Annotated in this window: 13 protein-coding genes; 9 read left to right on the top strand and 4 right to left on the bottom strand. The window is 67.9% G+C overall.

Annotated features, from left to right (window positions below; all coding sequences use genetic code 11):
• Positions 1-14: 14 nt before the first annotated feature.
• Positions 15-677, bottom strand: coding sequence for a glutathione S-transferase family protein (locus tag ODI_RS22055; RefSeq protein ID WP_067757967.1), 663 nt, complete (start codon positions 675-677; stop codon positions 15-17).
• A gap of 115 nt (positions 678-792) precedes the next feature.
• On the opposite strand from ODI_RS22055, the gene ggt reads away from it, so the two are divergent.
• On the top strand, positions 793-2,571 hold the full coding sequence (ggt, locus tag ODI_RS22050; RefSeq protein ID WP_067757964.1) for a gamma-glutamyltransferase: 1,779 nt from the start codon (positions 793-795) through the stop codon (positions 2,569-2,571).
• A gap of 9 nt (positions 2,572-2,580) precedes the next feature.
• On the opposite strand, the gene uvrA is transcribed toward ggt, so the two are convergent.
• Positions 2,581-5,487 (bottom strand): excinuclease ABC subunit UvrA, encoded by a 2,907-nt coding sequence (uvrA, locus tag ODI_RS22045; RefSeq protein ID WP_067757961.1) that lies wholly within the window; start codon positions 5,485-5,487, stop codon positions 2,581-2,583.
• A gap of 189 nt (positions 5,488-5,676) precedes the next feature.
• On the opposite strand from uvrA, the gene ODI_RS22040 reads away from it, so the two are divergent.
• Positions 5,677-6,858, top strand: coding sequence for an MFS transporter (locus ODI_RS22040; protein WP_067757958.1), 1,182 nt, complete (start codon positions 5,677-5,679; stop codon positions 6,856-6,858).
• A gap of 31 nt (positions 6,859-6,889) precedes the next feature.
• Here ODI_RS22040 and ODI_RS22035 read toward each other — a convergent pair whose 3' ends face one another.
• On the bottom strand, positions 6,890-7,672 hold the full coding sequence (locus tag ODI_RS22035; protein ID WP_067757955.1) for a DeoR/GlpR family DNA-binding transcription regulator: 783 nt from the start codon (positions 7,670-7,672) through the stop codon (positions 6,890-6,892).
• 142 nt (positions 7,673-7,814) lie between these two features.
• Here ODI_RS22035 and ODI_RS22030 point away from each other — a divergent pair, with 142 nt between their 5' ends.
• From ODI_RS22030 to ODI_RS22005, 6 genes are read left to right on the top strand one after another with little or no spacing between them, the layout of a single operon-like run.
• Positions 7,815-8,507 (top strand): HAD family hydrolase, encoded by a 693-nt coding sequence (locus ODI_RS22030; protein WP_067757952.1) that lies wholly within the window; start codon positions 7,815-7,817, stop codon positions 8,505-8,507.
• Positions 8,500-9,636, top strand: coding sequence for an ABC transporter ATP-binding protein (locus ODI_RS22025; protein WP_067757949.1), 1,137 nt, complete (start codon positions 8,500-8,502; stop codon positions 9,634-9,636). Before ODI_RS22030 ends, ODI_RS22025 begins: the two co-directional genes overlap by 8 nt.
• Positions 9,637-9,647: 11 nt before the next feature.
• Positions 9,648-10,520, top strand: coding sequence for a carbohydrate ABC transporter permease (locus tag ODI_RS22020; protein WP_067757946.1), 873 nt, complete (start codon positions 9,648-9,650; stop codon positions 10,518-10,520).
• Positions 10,520-11,362 carry a carbohydrate ABC transporter permease gene (locus ODI_RS22015; protein ID WP_067757943.1) on the top strand — a complete coding sequence of 281 codons (843 nt, stop codon included), beginning with the start codon at positions 10,520-10,522 and terminating at the stop codon, positions 11,360-11,362. Before ODI_RS22020 ends, ODI_RS22015 begins: the two co-directional genes overlap by 1 nt.
• A gap of 11 nt (positions 11,363-11,373) precedes the next feature.
• Positions 11,374-12,636 carry an ABC transporter substrate-binding protein gene (locus ODI_RS22010; protein ID WP_067757940.1) on the top strand — a complete coding sequence of 421 codons (1,263 nt, stop codon included), beginning with the start codon at positions 11,374-11,376 and terminating at the stop codon, positions 12,634-12,636.
• A gap of 10 nt (positions 12,637-12,646) precedes the next feature.
• On the top strand, positions 12,647-13,465 hold the full coding sequence (locus ODI_RS22005; RefSeq protein WP_067757937.1) for a phosphodiesterase: 819 nt from the start codon (positions 12,647-12,649) through the stop codon (positions 13,463-13,465).
• Positions 13,466-13,517: 52 nt separating this feature from the next.
• Here the strand turns inward: ODI_RS22005 and ODI_RS22000 are convergent, their stop codons facing one another.
• On the bottom strand, positions 13,518-14,405 hold the full coding sequence (locus ODI_RS22000) for an alpha/beta hydrolase (RefSeq protein WP_408635870.1): 888 nt from the start codon (positions 14,403-14,405) through the stop codon (positions 13,518-13,520).
• A gap of 273 nt (positions 14,406-14,678) precedes the next feature.
• Between ODI_RS22000 and ssb the strand changes: the two genes are divergently transcribed.
• Positions 14,679-15,173: a single-stranded DNA-binding protein gene (ssb, locus tag ODI_RS21995; protein ID WP_067757931.1), complete on the top strand. Its 495-nt coding sequence runs from the start codon at positions 14,679-14,681 to the stop codon at positions 15,171-15,173.
• Positions 15,174-15,242: the final 69 nt, after the last annotated feature.

The raw sequence follows: 15,242 nt of genomic DNA, 5'->3' as shown, positions 1-15,242 counted from the left end.
GCTTGCTGGGGGGCTCAGCGCTGCTTGCGGTAGGGTTCGTCTTCCGGCACGAAGACGCCTTCCTCGCGCGCTTCCTGGCACCATTGCTGGAAGGCGGGCAGGCCGCAGACGGCGTCCATGTATTCCTGCACCGGCGCCGATGTCGTGATGCCGTAGGTCTGGAAGCGGCTGACCACCGGGGCATAGAACGCATCGGCGGCCGAGAAGTTGCCGAAGAGGAACGGGCCGCTGCGGCCGAATTCGCGACGCGTGTCCAGCCACAGCGATTGCAGCCGCGCGATGTCTTCGCGCGCGGCTTGCGGGAAGTCGATGCCGGGCAGGTTGGCTTCGATGTTCATGGGCAGCGCGCTGCGCAGCTGAATGAAGCCGCTGTGCATCTGCGAGGCCAGCGAGCGCGCGCGGGCGCGGGCACGCGCCTCGGCGGGCCACAGACCGGCTTGCGGGTGCCGCTCGGCCACGTATTCGCAGATCGCCAGCGAGTCCCACACGGCGAAGCCTTCATCGAGCAGGACCGGGACAAGCCCGGCAGGGCTGGCGCCGGCAATCTCGCGGCTGAACTCCGCCGAGAAGAGCGTGAGCTTGCGCTCCTGGAAGGGCACGCCCGTCGCGCGCAGCGCAAGCCAGGCCCGCATGGACCACGATGAGTAGTTCTTGTTGGCGATGAGCAGGGTATACATGCGGGCTTCCCGGTCGATGGGCTTGAGGGTGAGGAAATTCTACTGGTTGCGGGACGCGGCGCGCGGCATCGCACGTGCCTTACGAGACCAAATACGTCAATGAGGAGAACGTGACATGGCACCTTGCAGAACCTTGGCATCGGCCGCGCTGGCCTGGCTGTTGGTGGCGGCGCCGCAAGCGGGCTGGACGCGCGGACCGCAGCCGGCCGCGCCCGCTGTCGCGCAGGAAGACCGTAACCCCGAGGCCGCCAGCGGACGCGGCGCGCATTCCCTGGCGCACGCAAGCAAGCACATGGTGGCAACGGCGAACCCGCTGGCGTCGGAAGCCGGGCAGCGCATGCTGCGCAAGGGCGGCAGCGTGATGGATGCGGCCATTGCCGCGCAACTGGTGTTGAACCTGGTCGAGCCGCAGTCCTCGGGCATCGGCGGGGGCGCCTTCCTGATGCTTTACACCGCCGCAGACCAGACGCTGCGTGGCTACGATGGCCGCGAGACCGCGCCGGCCTCGGCAGGCGCGGACCGGTTCCTGAAGGGCGGCAAGGCGATTCCCTTCGACGACGCCGTCAACAGCGGCTTGTCGGTCGGCACGCCCGGGCTGCTGCGCATGCTGGAGCTGGCACATCGGCAGCATGGCAAATTGCCCTGGGCCACGCTGTTCCAGCCAGCCATCGATCTGGCCGAACAGGGCTTTCCCGTGTCGCCGCGCCTGCACACGCTGACCGCCGGCAACCGTGCGCTGGCGCGCCAGCCGGCTGCGGCGGCGTATTTCCTGCAAGCCGATGGCAGCGCCTGGCCGGTGGGTCATCGGCTGAAGAACCCTGCCTTTGCCGAGGTGCTGCGCGCGGTGGCCGCGGGCGGCGCGGACGCGTTCCATACCGGCCCGATCGCGCGCGACATCGTGGCGGCCGTGCGCGGCCATGCGGTGCCGGGCGATCTGTCGGAGGCGGACCTGCGCGGCTACCAGGCGCGCGAGCGCGACCCGGTGTGCGGGCGCTATCGCATGTATCAGGTGTGCGGCATGGCGCCGCCCAGCAGCGGCGGCATCGCGGTGCTGCAGATGCTGGGCATGCTGGAGCAGCATGCCTTGCGGGAGCAGCAGCCCGCGTCGCTGGCGGCCGTGCACTTCTTTTCGGAGGCAGGCCGCCTGGCCTATGCCGACCGCGACCGGTATGTGGCCGATCCGGATTTCGTGGACGTACCGGTCAAGGCCATGCTGGATCCCGCCTATGTGCAGGCGCGTGGCGCGTTGATACGCCCGGACCGCAGCATGGGCGAGGCTGCGCCGGGCGACCCCGCCGGCCTGCTGGCGCAGCGCGGCGTGGACGCCACGCCCGAGCTGCCCAGCACCAGCCATCTGGTGGCGGTGGACGACGACGGCAATGCCTTGTCCATGACCACCACCATCGAATCGGAGTTCGGCAGCAAGATCTTCGTGCGCGGCTTCCTGCTCAACAACGAGCTGACGGACTTCTCGCTGTCGGGCACCGATGACGCCGGACGCGCCGTGGCCAACCGGGTCGAGCCGGGCAAGCGTCCACGCAGTTCCATGGCGCCCACGCTGGTGTTCCGCAGCGGCCAGCCCTACATGGCGGTGGGGTCGCCGGGCGGCAGCGCCATCATCAACTACGTCGCCAAGACGCTGGTGGGCGTGCTGGACTGGAACCTGGATATCCAGGCGGCCATCGACCTGCCGAACTTCGGCAGCCGCAACAAGGCGACGGAACTGGAGGAAGGCACGGCCGTGGCGACGCTGGCGCCCGCGCTGCAGCGCATGGGCCATGCCGTGCAGGTGCTGCCGTTTCCCAGCGGCGTGCATGGCATCGTGATCCAGCGCGATGGCCTGCTTGAGGGCGGCGCCGATCCCAGGCGCGAAGGGCGGGCGCTGGGCGACTGAGCGGCGGGCTCAGCGCTTCAGCACGCGCGCCAGGTATTTGCCGGTGTGGCTTTCGGCGGAGGCCGCCACGTCTTCGGGCGTGCCTTGCGCCACGATGCGGCCGCCGCCGCCACCGCCCTCGGGGCCCATGTCGACCACCCAGTCGGCGGTCTTGATGACGTCCAGGTTGTGCTCGATGACCACCACCGTGTTGCCGGCCTCCACCAGCTGGTTCAGCACCTGCAGCAGCAGTTCGATGTCGGCGAAGTGCAGGCCGGTGGTGGGCTCGTCCAGGATGTACAGCGTGCGCCCGGTGCTGCGGCGCGACAGTTCCAGCGACAGCTTCACGCGCTGCGCCTCGCCGCCCGACAGCGTCGTGGCGCTCTGGCCCAGGCGCACATACGACAGGCCCACGTCCACCAGCGTGTGCAGCTTGCGCGAGATGGCGGGCACGGAATCGAAATACTCCAGCGCCTGCTCGACCGTCAGGTCCAGCACCTCGCTGATGTTGCGCCCGCGATAGCGGATTTCCAGCGTCTCGCGGTTGTAGCGCTTGCCGTGGCAGGTGTCGCAGGGCACGTACATGTCGGGCAGGAAGTGCATTTCCACCTTCACCACGCCGTCGCCCTGGCAGGCCTCGCAACGGCCGCCCTTCACGTTGAAGCTGAAGCGGCCGGGGTCGTAGCCGCGGCTGCGGGCTTCCGGCACGCCCGCGAAGAGTTCGCGGATGGGCGTGAAGAGGCCCGTGTAGGTGGCCGGATTGCTGCGCGGCGTGCGGCCGATGGGGCTCTGGTCGACGCTGATGATCTTGTCGAAATGCTCCAGGCCGTTCAGCGCCACATAGGGCGCGGGTTCGGTCTGGGCGTTGTGCAGCGCGCGCGACACGGCGGTCGCCAGCGTGTCGTTCACCAGCGTGGACTTGCCCGAGCCCGAGACGCCGCTGATGCACACCAGCCTTGCGGCCGGAATGCGCAGGTCCACCGACTTCAGGTTGTTGCCCGTGGCGCCCGTCAGCTCCAGCCACACCTGCTCGTCGTCGAAGGCACGGCGCCTGGGCACGGCGATTGCGCGCGCGCCGCTCAGGAACTGGCCGGTCAGCGATGCCGGCGACTGCTGCACCTGTTCGGGCGTGCCGTCGGCCACCACCTGGCCGCCGTGTTCGCCAGCGCCCGGGCCCATGTCCACGACCCAGTCGGCCTCGCGGATCATGTCCTCGTCGTGTTCGACCACGATGACGCTGTTGCCCAGGTCGCGCAGGTGTTTCAGCGTGCCGATCAGCCGGTCGTTGTCGCGCTGGTGCAGGCCGATGGACGGCTCGTCCAGCACGTACATGACGCCCGTCAGGCCCGAGCCGATCTGGCTGGCCAGGCGGATGCGCTGGGCTTCGCCGCCCGAGATCGTGTCGGCGCTGCGGTCCAGCGACAGATAATTCAGGCCCACGTTGTTCAGGAAGGCCAGGCGCGCCTCGATCTCGCGCACGATGCGTTCGGCGATCTCCTGGCGCGCGCCGGTCAGCGCCAGCTTGCGGAACCACGCCAGGCAGTCCGACAGCGGCATCGCCTCCACTTCATAGATGGCCAGGCCCGACTCGCGGCCGCGCGCTTCCTTCTCGATGCGGCTGCCCGGCGAGGCGAGCGTGGCGCGCGGCAGATAGCTGCCCGGCTCATCGTCGCCGATGCGCACGTGGCGCGCCTCGGGCCGCAGACGCGAGCCGCCGCAGTCCGGGCAGGTGCGGATGGCGCGGTACTTGCCCAGTTCCTCGCGCACGGCCGGCGAATCGGTTTCGCGCCAGCGCCGCTCCAGGTTGGGGATGACGCCTTCGAAGGCGTGGCGCTTGACCGAGCTCTTGCCTTTCTCGTTCAGGTAGAAGAAGGAGATCTCCTCCTGGCCCGACCCATACAGCACGATGTGGCGCGTGTCCTCGGGCAGGCTTTCGAACGGGGATTCGATGTCGAAGTCGTAGTGCGTGGCCAGGCTGGTCAGCAGCGAGTGCGTGAAGGCGTTGCGGCGGTCCCAGCCGCGGATGGCGCCGGAGGCCAGGCTCAGTTCCGGGAAGGCCACGACACGCTTGGGGTCGAAGAAACCCAGCTGGCCGATGCCGTCGCAACTGGGGCAGGCGCCCACCGGGTTGTTGAAGCTGAAGAGGCGTGGTTCCAGTTCCGGCAGGCCGTGGCTGCACACCGGACAGGCGTAGCGGCTGGAGAACATCTGCTCGCGGCCGGAATCCATGTCCAGCGCGATGATGCGGCCTTCGGCCAGGCCCAGCGCGGTCTCGAAGCTCTCTGCCAGGCGTTGCTGGCTTTCGGGGCGCACGCGCAGGCGGTCCACCACCACGTCGATGTCGTGCTTCTCGTTCTTCTTCAGCGGCGGCAGGCTGTCCAGCTCCACCATCTCGCCGTTCACGCGCAGGCGCACGAAGCCCTGCGCCTGCAGCGACGCGCTTTCGTCCTCGAAGCTGCCCTTGCGGGCGCGGGCCAGCGGCGCCAGGATGGCCAGGCGCGTCTCGGCCGGCCAGGCCAGCACGGCGTCCACCATCTGGCTCACGCTCTGCGCTTCCAGCGGCAGGCCGTGCTCGGGGCAATAGGGCGTGCCCACCCGCGCATACAGCAGGCGCAGGTAGTCATGGATCTCGGTGATGGTGCCGACGGTGGAGCGCGGGTTGTGGCCGGCGGCCTTCTGCTCGATGGAGATCGCGGGCGACAACCCTTCGATCAGGTCCACGTCGGGCTTGTCCATCAGTTGCAGGAACTGGCGCGCGTAGGCCGACAGGCTTTCCACGTAGCGGCGCTGGCCCTCGGCATACAGCGTGTCGAACGCGAGCGACGACTTGCCGGAGCCGGACAGGCCGGTCACCACCACGAGCTTCTGGCGCGGCAGGTCCAGGGAGACGTTCTTGAGATTGTGGGTGCGGGCACCCCGGATACGTATCTCGTCCATCAGGCGGTTCTGGCGCTCGTTGACACGCCGGACTCGAGTCATCGGACCCGGGCCCCGCGTTGGAATGCATGAAACGCCAGACCGGGACGATCTGGCGCAAGGTGGCGCGAAGGCCAACTTGGTACTATAGCGCGCCCAACCTGCCGGTGTGACGATGCCCGCCGGCCGTTCCGAAGAGTCCCTTTCCCGATGTCGGCTCCACCCACCATCAAGATGACATCCGACGAGCGCCGCGCCAGCGTGGCGCTGGCGGGCCTGTTCGCCTGCCGGATGCTGGGCCTCTTCCTGCTGCTGCCGGTCTTCGCCGTGGCGGCGCAGGGCCTGCCCGGCGGGGACGATCCCAAACGCGTGGGCCTGGCCCTGGGCATGTACGGCCTGACCCAGGCCTTCATGCAGATCCCTTTCGGCCTGGCCTCCGACCGCTGGGGGCGGCGCCCCGTCATCCTGGCCGGGCTGGCGCTCTTCATCGGCGGCAGCGTCGTCTGTGCGCTGGCCGATGATGTCTTCTGGATCACCATCGGCCGCGCCATCCAGGGCGCCGGCGCCATCTCGGCGGCCATCACCGCCTGGCTGGCCGACGCCACCCGCCCCGAGGTGCGCACCCGCGCCATGGCGATGGTGGGCGGCTCCATTGGCCTGTCCTTCGCGGTGTCGCTGGTGCTGGCGCCCGTGCTGGTCGGCTGGGGCGGCCTGGGCGGTCTCTTCTGGGTGATCGCCTGCCTGGGGGTGGCCAGCGTGGTCGTCGTGCTGACGCTGGTGCCCGTCGTGCCGCGCGCCGCGCCGGTGGGCGAGCCCGCGCGCATGCGCGAAGTGCTGCTGCATGGCGACCTGCTGCGCCTGAACTTCGGCGTCTTCTGCCTGCACTTCATCCAGATCGCGCTCTTCGTCGTCATGCCGGCCCTGCTGGCGCGCGTGGGCAGCCTGGCGCCGCAGGCGCTGTGGCAGGTCTACCTGCCCGTCATCCTGGGGTCCTTCGTCTTGATGGTGCCCATCATCTTCGCCGCCGAGAAGCGCCGCGCGCACAAGCAGGCCCTGCTGGGCGCCGTGGCGGGGCTGGTCGTGGTCTGCGCGCTGCTGCCCTGGGCCAGCGGCGGTTTCACGGCGCTGGCGCTGGCGCTCACGGGCTTCTTCGTCATGTTCAACGTGCTGGAGGCCCTGCAGCCTTCGCTGGTGTCGCGCACCGCGCCGCCCGAGTTCAAGGGCCTGGCCCTGGGCTTCTACAACACCGCCCAGGCCGCGGGCCTGTTCACGGGCGGCGTCACCGGCGGCTGGCTGGCCTCGCGCGGCGGCCCGGACGCCGTCTTCCTGGCGGCAGCGGGCGTGGCCGCGGCGTGGCTGGCCGTGACCTGGGCGCTGCGCAAGCCGGGTTGATGTCTCGGGCAGGCCGCGCCCGCCCCCGTGGCTATCCGCTGATCACCACGTCCACGCCCTGGGCGCGGATCGCCGCGACCACGTCCGGGTCCGCCCCCGGGTCGGTGACCAGGCGCTGCACGTTGTCCCACGCGCAGATGCGGAAGCTGGCATAGGCCTTGAGCTTCGTGTGGTCCGCAAGGACCGTGGCGCGGCTGGCGGCCGAGATGAAGGCGCGGTTCATGGCGGCATCCTCGCTGTCGCGCATGAAAATCCCGGCCGCCGATACCGCGTGCACGCCAAGGAAAGCTTCCCGGATCTGGATGCCCGACAGCGTGTCGTTGTCTGCCCGCTCTATCGTGGCCTGCTTGCGCGTGTCGAGCCGGCCGGCCAGCACGTAGACATGCGCAAGGCGGCTCTGGCCCGCCGCCGCGGCGACGGTCAGGCCGTTGGTGATCACGTGCAGGTCCTGGTGGCCGCGCAGCGCCTGCGCCAGGGCATGCGCGGTGGTGCCGGCATTGATGAGGATGCTGTCGCCGTCCGAGATGTATTGGGCCGCGCATTCCGCGATGGCGGCTTTTTCAGCCGACTGCTGATGATGCCGCTCGGCATAGTTGTACATCTCATAGCGGGCATTGCCTTCGGCCAGCACCTCGGTGGAGGCGACCGCGCCGCCATGCGTGCGTGCCAGCAAACCTTTCTCTCCCAGTTCCAGCAGATCGCGGCGGACCGTGATGGGCGAAATCGAGAAGGCCTGCGCCAGATCGCGCACCGTGACCGCATTGGTTTCCTGCATGAGCGCGAGAATGCGCTGCTGGCGTTCGATTTTGAGCATCTTTGATCGAAATGGGGGGGCGAGCCGCACACCATATCACGGCGGAAAGACGATTTTCCTTTCTGTCATGAATGATCGTTTGTGGTGTATTTGCGCTGAATCGTTCATTTTGTCGTCATAATCGATCATTAAAGTGCGAGGCATGACACCGCTACATGCTTACGACACGATCATTTTCGATCTGGACGGCACCTTGCTGGACACCTGGCCCAGCCTCCTGCGTGCCGTCCATCACGTGACGGCGCCGGGCGCCACGCTCGATCCCGCGGCGCTGCGCCACATGCTCAGCCAGGGCATCGACGCCATGTTCGCCCTGGCGGCGCGCCAATCGACGCAAGGTGGCGCACAGGCTCGCCAGGCCCAGGCGGACATGGCACGGCATTACGGCGCGCACACCTTGCTGGAGGCCCTGCCCTATCCAGGGACGAGCCGTCTGCTGCACGCCTTGGCGGATGCTGGTTACCGCCTGGCGCTTTGCACCAACCGCGACCGTGCCTCGACGCTGGCCTTGCTGGCCCGGCAAGACTGGCTGGCGCGCTTCGCGCTGGTCCATTGCCTGGACGATGGCCTGCCGCCCAAACCCGACCCGGCGGCGCCGACTGCCTTGCTGGCGCGCCTTGCCTGCGCGCCGGCACAGGCGCTTTTCGTGGGGGACTCGCACGTCGACGCGCAATGCGCGGATCGTGCGGGCATCTCGTTCGCCGCGCACCTGGGCGGCTATCACGCCGTGCCGGAAGACCTCGACCCTGCCGTCTTCCGCTACGACGACGCGCACGACCTGACGCAGTGGCTGGCCCGCCAGCCTGCCGCCGCGATGGAGACGGAACATGAGTGACATCGTCCTGGACCGGATCAGCAAGGCCTACGACGGCACGACCGTGCTCGATGCGCTTTCGCTGACCATCCGTGATGGCGAATTCCTGACCCTGCTGGGCGCATCGGGCTGCGGCAAGTCGACGCTGCTCAAGCTCCTGGCGGGCCTGGAGCAGCCGGACGCGGGCACGCTGCGCAAGGGGAACGTCGACGTGCTTGCGCAGTCGCCGGGCGAACGCGATTGCGCCATGGTCTTCCAATCCTATGCGCTCTACCCGCACATGACCGTGGGCGACAACATCTGCACGCCGCTCCATATGCGCAGCCTGGGTTTCGCGCAGCGCTTGCCGGGCGCGCGCTGGCTCAGCCCGGCCACGCGGCGTGCCTTGCGCGAGGCGCGCGAACAAGGCCGCCAGGTCGCGGCCACGCTGGGCATCGAGCACCTGTGGTCGCGCAAGCCCGCGCAACTCTCGGGGGGGCAGCGCCAGCGCGTCGCCCTGGCGCGCGCCATGGTGCGGCGGCCGTCGCTCTTCCTGTTCGACGAACCGCTCTCGAACCTGGATGCGAACCTGCGCCAATCGCTGCGCAGCGAGATCCGCCAGCTGCATGACAAGCTGGGCGTCACCTTCGTCTACGTGACGCACGACCAGCACGAAGCCATGTCCATGTCGGACCGCGTGGCGGTGATGAAAGGCGGCCGCATCCTGCAACTGGGCACACCGCAGGAGATCTACCACACGCCCCGGCACGCCGAGGTCGCGGCGTTCGTGGGCGCCCCGCGCATCAACTTCCTGGCGGTGACGCCCGATGCGGCAGGCCGTCCCTGCCTGCAAGGCCAGCCGCTGGATGAACGATTTCCCGCCCAGGCGGCGCGGCTGGCGTTCCGGCCGCACGCCGCGTCCCTGGCGCCCGCGCCGCACAGTCTCGCGGTGCGGGGCACCGTTGCGCTGGTGGAGTTCACGGGCGCCGAATGCATGGTGACGCTGACGATGGCTTGCGGCACGAAAGTGGTGGCGGTGCTGGACGCGCAGGCCACGGCAAGGCCTGGGGATGCGTTGAGCCTGCATGTGCCGTTGGCAGCCTGGCATGCCTTCGACGCGCAGGGCAACAGCCTGGCGGCCGGCGCCGCGGCGCTGCCGCTGGCCGCGTAGGGAGAGGGCGGATGCGCATCAAGCCCTTGCAAGTCTCCCTGCTGCTGGGCCCCAGCCTGGTGCTGACGCTGTTGCTGCTCGTGCTGCCGCTGGCCGTCGTTGCGCTGATGTCGCTGACCGACTGGCAGTTCGGCGCCGCCAACTGGAACTGGGTGGGACTGGGCAACTATGTGGACCTGTGGAATGACGACACGTTCCGCAAGAGCTTCGCCAACACCGTGTACTACCTCGTGGTGGTGTCCGTGGGCGCGATCGTGGTGGGCCTGGGCGCGGCCTTGTTGATCGAATCGCATCACACCTGGCGAGGGTTCTATCGCACGGCCTTCTTCATGCCGGTGGCCTCGACGCTCATCGCGATGGCTGTCGTGTGGCAGTTCCTGATGCACCCGGCCGCCGGCTTCCTGAACCATGCGCTGGGCTGGTTCGGCGCGGCCCCGCGCAACTGGCTGAAGGATTACAGCCTGGCGCTGCCTTCGCTGGCAGCCATCGGCATCTGGCAGATGTCCGGCCTGGCGCTGGTGATGTTCCTGGCCGGCCTGAAGAACATTCCCGCCGAGCTGCGCCACGCCAGCCTGCTCGATGGCATGCGCCATCCGGTGGACCGCTTCCTGCGGGTGACGCTGCCCATGCTCGGGCCGACCTTGCTTTTCGTCGTGACCGTGTGCGGCATCCGTTCGCTGCAGGTTTTCGACACCGTGCATGCCCTGACCCAGGGCGGCCCGAACAAATCCACCGAAGTGCTGCTGCACACGATCTACGCCGAGGGCTTCGGTTTCTTCCGCATGGGCTACGCCGCCGCCATGGTGGTGGTGTTCGTGGCTTGCATCGCGGTGCTGACGCTGCTCCAGCAGGCCGGCATGGCGACGACAAGGACGCAAGACTGATGGCATCTCCCCTGCACCCTTCATTGGCCTGGCGGCTCTTCCGTCACGTGGTGCTGCTTGCCGGCAGCGCTGTCTTCGTGCTGCCCTTCGTGTGGATGCTGTCCACCTCGCTCAAGCCCGCCGACGAGATCTTCCGCGATGGCTTTCACCTGCTGCCGCAGCAATGGGCCGCCGTGGAGAACTACACCCGCGCGCTGACCCAGGTGCCGCTGCTGCGCTATCTGTTCAACGGCGTGGTGGTCTGCGCCGGCATCCTCGTCCTGCAGATCCTCGTGTCGCTGCCCGCGGCCTATTGCTTCGCCAAGCTGAGGTTTCGCGGCAAGCGGCTGGCCTGGGGCCTGGTGATGCTGTCGCTGATGATTCCGTTCCAGGCGACCGCGATCCCGCTCTACATCCTGCTCTACCAGGTCGGGTTGCTGGACACCACCGCCGCGCTGATCCTCCCCTTCATCGCCTCGGGCTTCGGCATCTTCCTCATGCGCCAGTTCTTCCTGGGCGTGCCCGACGACCTGATCCATGCCGCGCGGCTGGACGGCATGGGCGAGTTCGAGCTGGTCTGGCGCGTCATGATGCCGGCCGCCATGCCCGCGCTGATCGCGTTCTCGATCTTCTCCGTGGTCTGGCACTGGAATGATTATTTCTGGCCCTTGCTGGTCATCAACACCACGGATCTCGCCACGCCGCCGCTGGGCACCATGTTCTTCAGGAACGAGGAAGCCGGCACGGACTATGGCCCTCTCATGGCAGGCACGGTCATCATCACCCTGCCGTTGCTGTTGTTCTTTCTGTCGGCGCAGAAGCGCTTCATCGAAGGCGTCACCCTTTCGGGTGTCAAAGGTTGAAAGGAACCACCATGCAATCCAAGTTTCTGTCCGGCCTCCTGGCAGGCCTCTCGCTGCTGTGCGGCACGGCCCAGGCGGCCAAGATCGAGCTCGTCGTGGACTACCCGTATCCGGACATGTTCAATGCCGTGCATGCGCAGATCGCCCAGCGCTTCACCGAGAAGTTCCCTGACTACACGGTGAAGTTCCGCGCGCCCACGCCGGACTACGAGGTCGCGGCGCAACAGGCCCTGCGCCAGGCCGTGACCCGCCAACTGGCCGACGTGTCCTTCCAGGGACTGAATCGCCAGCGTGTGTTCGTGGATCGCGGCATCGCGGTCGACCTGACGCCTTTCATCCAGGCTGAAAAAGGCTGGGACGCCAGCGGCTACAGCCCCGCGCTGATGTCGCTGGGGCAGATCAACGGCATGCAGGCCGGCATCGGCTTCTCGCTTTCCACGCCCATCGTCTACTACAACATGGATCTGCTGGCCAAGGCCGGCGCCAGCGCCGATGCGCTGCCCAGGACCTGGGACGACATCATCGCGCTGGCCGACAAGTCACGCGAGGCCAATCCCGGCACCAACGGGCTCCACTTCGACTGGGAGATCACCGGCAACTGGCTGTGGCAGTCCATCGTGTTTTCCAAGGGCGGCACCATGCTGGATGCCACCGAAACGAAAGTCGCCTTCGACGGCGAAGCCGGTAAATCCTCCATCGCGCAGATGGGCCGGATGGTCGAACACGGCACCATGCAGAACCTGACCTACAAGGAAGCCAGCCAGCTCTTCGCGGCAGGCAAGCTCGCCGTGCTCTCGTCGTCGACCTCGCGCCTGGGCGTCATCGAGAAACAGATCGGCGGCAGGTTCAAGATGGTGACGGGCTACTTCCCCACCTATGGCAAGGAGGCGCGCGTGCCCGCCGGCGGCAACGTCGCCATGATGTTCGCCAAGGACCCGGCGCGCCAGAAGGCCGCCTGGGAGTACATCAAGTTCGTCACGGGGCCGGAAGGCGCGACCCTGATGACGAAGGGCACGGGCTATTTCCCCGCCAATACGCTGCCGGTCGACGACCCTGCGATGCTCAAGGGCTATTACGATACCAATCCCAACCAGTACACCGCCGTGCGCCAGTTGCCGTGGCTGACGGGCTGGTACGCCTTCCCGGGCGAGAACGGCCTGAAGATCACCGACGTCATCAACGATCACCTGCAGACCGTGTTCGACAAGTCGGTGGCGCCGCAAGCCGCGCTCGACGCCATGACGCGCGACGTCCAGGCGCTGCTGGGCAAGTAGGAGACCCGCGATGAAGTTCATCCACTTGACTGACACCCATCTGGTCGCCGACGGCGGCGAGCTGTACGGCACCAACCCCAAGCAGCGCCTGCGGCAGGCCATCGCGCATCTGCTTGCGCGCCAGCCCGACGCCGAGGCGGTCGTGGTGACGGGCGACCTGACCCACCACGGCCACGCGCAAGCCTATGCGCATCTGCGCGAATGCCTGTCTGCCCTGACACTGCCGGTCTATCCGATCCTGGGCAACCACGACAGCCGCGTCGTCTTCAAGGAATATTTTCCCGGGGTGGCGCAGGACGAACACGGGTTCATCCAGTATTCGGTGGATTTCGGCAGCCACCTCGCGCTGTTCCTGGATACCAACGAGCCCGGCGTCCACTGGGGCGTGTACTGCGAGACGCGCGCGGCGTGGCTGCGGGCGCGTCTGGCGGAAACGGACAGGCCGGTGCTGCTCTTCATGCACCACCCGTTCTTCCCGATCGGCATTCCCAGCATGGATTTCCTGTCGCTGCGCGATCCTGCGCCGCTGCTCGCGGCCATCGCCGGCCACGAGGCGCGTATCCGCCACGTGTTCTTCGGCCATATCCACCGGCCGATCTGCGGGCAGTATCGCGGCATGGGCTATTCCACGCTGCGCGGCACGAACCACCAGGTTGCACTGGACCTGCACGGGTCGGCGCAATGCATCATCGGCAGCCATGAGCAGCCTCAGTATGCCGTCGTGCAGGTGGATGCGGAACAGTTGCTGATCCACGTCGAGGACTACCTGGACTGCGACCGCCAGTTCCTGCTGCACGAGATGCGGGATGGCGCGGCGGGCCTGAAATAGGAAAAAAGGCCGGGCATCCGCCCGGCCTTCCCGCCGCCTGCGCGTGCCAGGTTCAAGGCGGCGCCAGCACGAAGGCTGACACGTCGTCCAGCACTGGCGCCCAGGCGCGCAAGGGCCAGGCCAGCGAGCCGGCCATCATCACGTGCCCCACGCCCGAATACAGCCGGAAATCCACCTTCACGCCTGCCTCGCCCAGCAGCCTTGCCAGCTGCATGGTGTTGCGTTGCGGTTCCACCGCCGTGTCGCCGGTGCCCGCGCGCAGGAAGGTGCGCGGCGCCTGGGCGCTGGCGTGGTTGATGGGTTGCGAGTCGGTCGGCGTGCCCGGGAAGGAAAACACGGGCATGACGTCCGGGTTTTCGATGGGCAGGAAATCATAGGGGCCGGCCAGTCCCAGCCAGCCGGCCAGGATGCCCGGGCTCAGGCCCTCGGCGCCCAGCCAGCGCGGGTCCAGCGCCACCATGGCCGCGTTGTAGCCGCCCGCGCTGTGGCCCATCACGAACAGCTTGTTGGGGTCGCCGCCCAGGCCGGCGATGTGGCGCGCCGTCCAGGCCACCGCCTTGGCCGAATCGTGCAGGAAGCTGGGATACGTGACGGCGGGATAGAGCTGGTAATCGGCGACCACCGCCATGATCCCGCGTGAGGCCAGCGCTTCGCCCACGAAGAGGTAATCCTTGCGCGAACCCTCGCGCCAGGTGCCGCCGTAGAAGAACACCACCACCGGCGCGGGCGTGGCCGCGGGCCGGGTGGGCAGGTAGATGTCCAGCCGGTGCCTGGGCTCGGGGCCGTAGGGCACGTCGGCCTGCAGCGTGTAGGTATTGGAAGAGGCGAGGGCGTTCAGCACCTGGGTGCCCGAGCAGCCGGCCAGCGCCAGGATCACCACCAGCGGGACGGCCAGGCATCTGGCCATTCTGGCCCAGGGCAGGCACAGGGGGTTTCGCACGATCCCTTCCTTTGGGCTCGGGCGCCCGTTTCCGCTGTCCTGGCGGGGGTGGACATGCTCGTCCTCCCTGGCTTTGCTCGCCGGGACGGTTATGCCCGATAATACGTCCCTTCACGCCGGCACAGCCGGGTCCGGACCAGCGATGCGTTGCCAATTGCAAGCGTCCCCGGCACCCTGGCCCACAGCCGGCGTCGTTTCTGAAAATTCAGGTGACGAATGGCCTGGCGCCGGCCCCAGCGGCCCGCCGGCTTTCCACCGCAACAGGAGATCGCCATGGCATCGGTCAACAAGGTCATCATCGTGGGCAACCTGGGGCGCGACCCCGAAGTGCGCTACAGCCCCGACGGCGCAGCGATCTGCAACGTGTCGCTGGCCACCACCAGCCAGTGGAAGGACAAGAACAGCGGCGAAAAGCGCGAAGAGACGGAATGGCACCGTGTCGTCTTCTATAACCGCCTGGCCGAAATCGCCGGCGAATACCTGAAGAAGGGCCGCTCGGTCTACGTCGAAGGCCGCCTGAAGACGCGCAAGTGGACCGACAAGGAAAACATCGAGCGCTACACCACCGAAATCGTGGCTGACCAGATGCAGATGCTGGGTGGCCGCGAAGGCGGCGGCGGCGGTGAGGGCGGTGGTTACGGCGGTGGCGAATCGTCGGCGCCGCGCCAGCGTCCGCAGCAGTCGGCACCGGCGCCCCGCCCGGCGGCGCAGCCCAGCTCGCCCGCGGCGACGAATCTGGCCGATATGGACGACGATATTCCGTTCTGATCGCGCCCAGGCCCGACAGTTTCAGCCTCTGAAAACAGCCCGCTTGCCGACGGCAAGCGGGCTGTTTTC

The sequence above is a fragment of the Orrella dioscoreae genome (genome assembly GCF_900089455.2).
Taxonomy (GTDB): Bacteria; Pseudomonadota; Gammaproteobacteria; order Burkholderiales; family Burkholderiaceae_B; genus Orrella; species Orrella dioscoreae.
Note: the sequence above shows the minus strand (reverse complement) of the source record. Positions and strands in the feature narration are given on the sequence as shown.

Excerpts from the sequence above, each read along its gene's own strand:
- ODI_RS22010 (WP_067757940.1), top strand. The coding sequence starts at position 11,374 with ATGCAATCCAAGTTTCTGTCCGGCCTCCTGGCAGGCCTCTCGCTGCTG.
- ggt (WP_067757964.1), top strand. The coding sequence starts at position 793 with ATGGCACCTTGCAGAACCTTGGCATCGGCCGCGCTGGCCTGGCTGTTG.
- ODI_RS22005 (WP_067757937.1), top strand. The coding sequence starts at position 12,647 with ATGAAGTTCATCCACTTGACTGACACCCATCTGGTCGCCGACGGCGGC.
- ODI_RS22040 (WP_067757958.1), top strand. The coding sequence starts at position 5,677 with ATGTCGGCTCCACCCACCATCAAGATGACATCCGACGAGCGCCGCGCC.
- ODI_RS22035 (WP_067757955.1), bottom strand. The coding sequence starts at position 7,672 with ATGCTCAAAATCGAACGCCAGCAGCGCATTCTCGCGCTCATGCAGGAA.
- uvrA (WP_067757961.1), bottom strand. The coding sequence starts at position 5,487 with ATGGACGAGATACGTATCCGGGGTGCCCGCACCCACAATCTCAAGAAC.
- ODI_RS22015 (WP_067757943.1), top strand. The coding sequence starts at position 10,520 with ATGGCATCTCCCCTGCACCCTTCATTGGCCTGGCGGCTCTTCCGTCAC.
- ODI_RS22030 (WP_067757952.1), top strand. The coding sequence starts at position 7,815 with ATGACACCGCTACATGCTTACGACACGATCATTTTCGATCTGGACGGC.
- ODI_RS22020 (WP_067757946.1), top strand. The coding sequence starts at position 9,648 with ATGCGCATCAAGCCCTTGCAAGTCTCCCTGCTGCTGGGCCCCAGCCTG.
- ssb (WP_067757931.1), top strand. The coding sequence starts at position 14,679 with ATGGCATCGGTCAACAAGGTCATCATCGTGGGCAACCTGGGGCGCGAC.
- ODI_RS22025 (WP_067757949.1), top strand. The coding sequence starts at position 8,500 with ATGAGTGACATCGTCCTGGACCGGATCAGCAAGGCCTACGACGGCACG.
- ODI_RS22055 (WP_067757967.1), bottom strand. The coding sequence starts at position 677 with ATGTATACCCTGCTCATCGCCAACAAGAACTACTCATCGTGGTCCATG.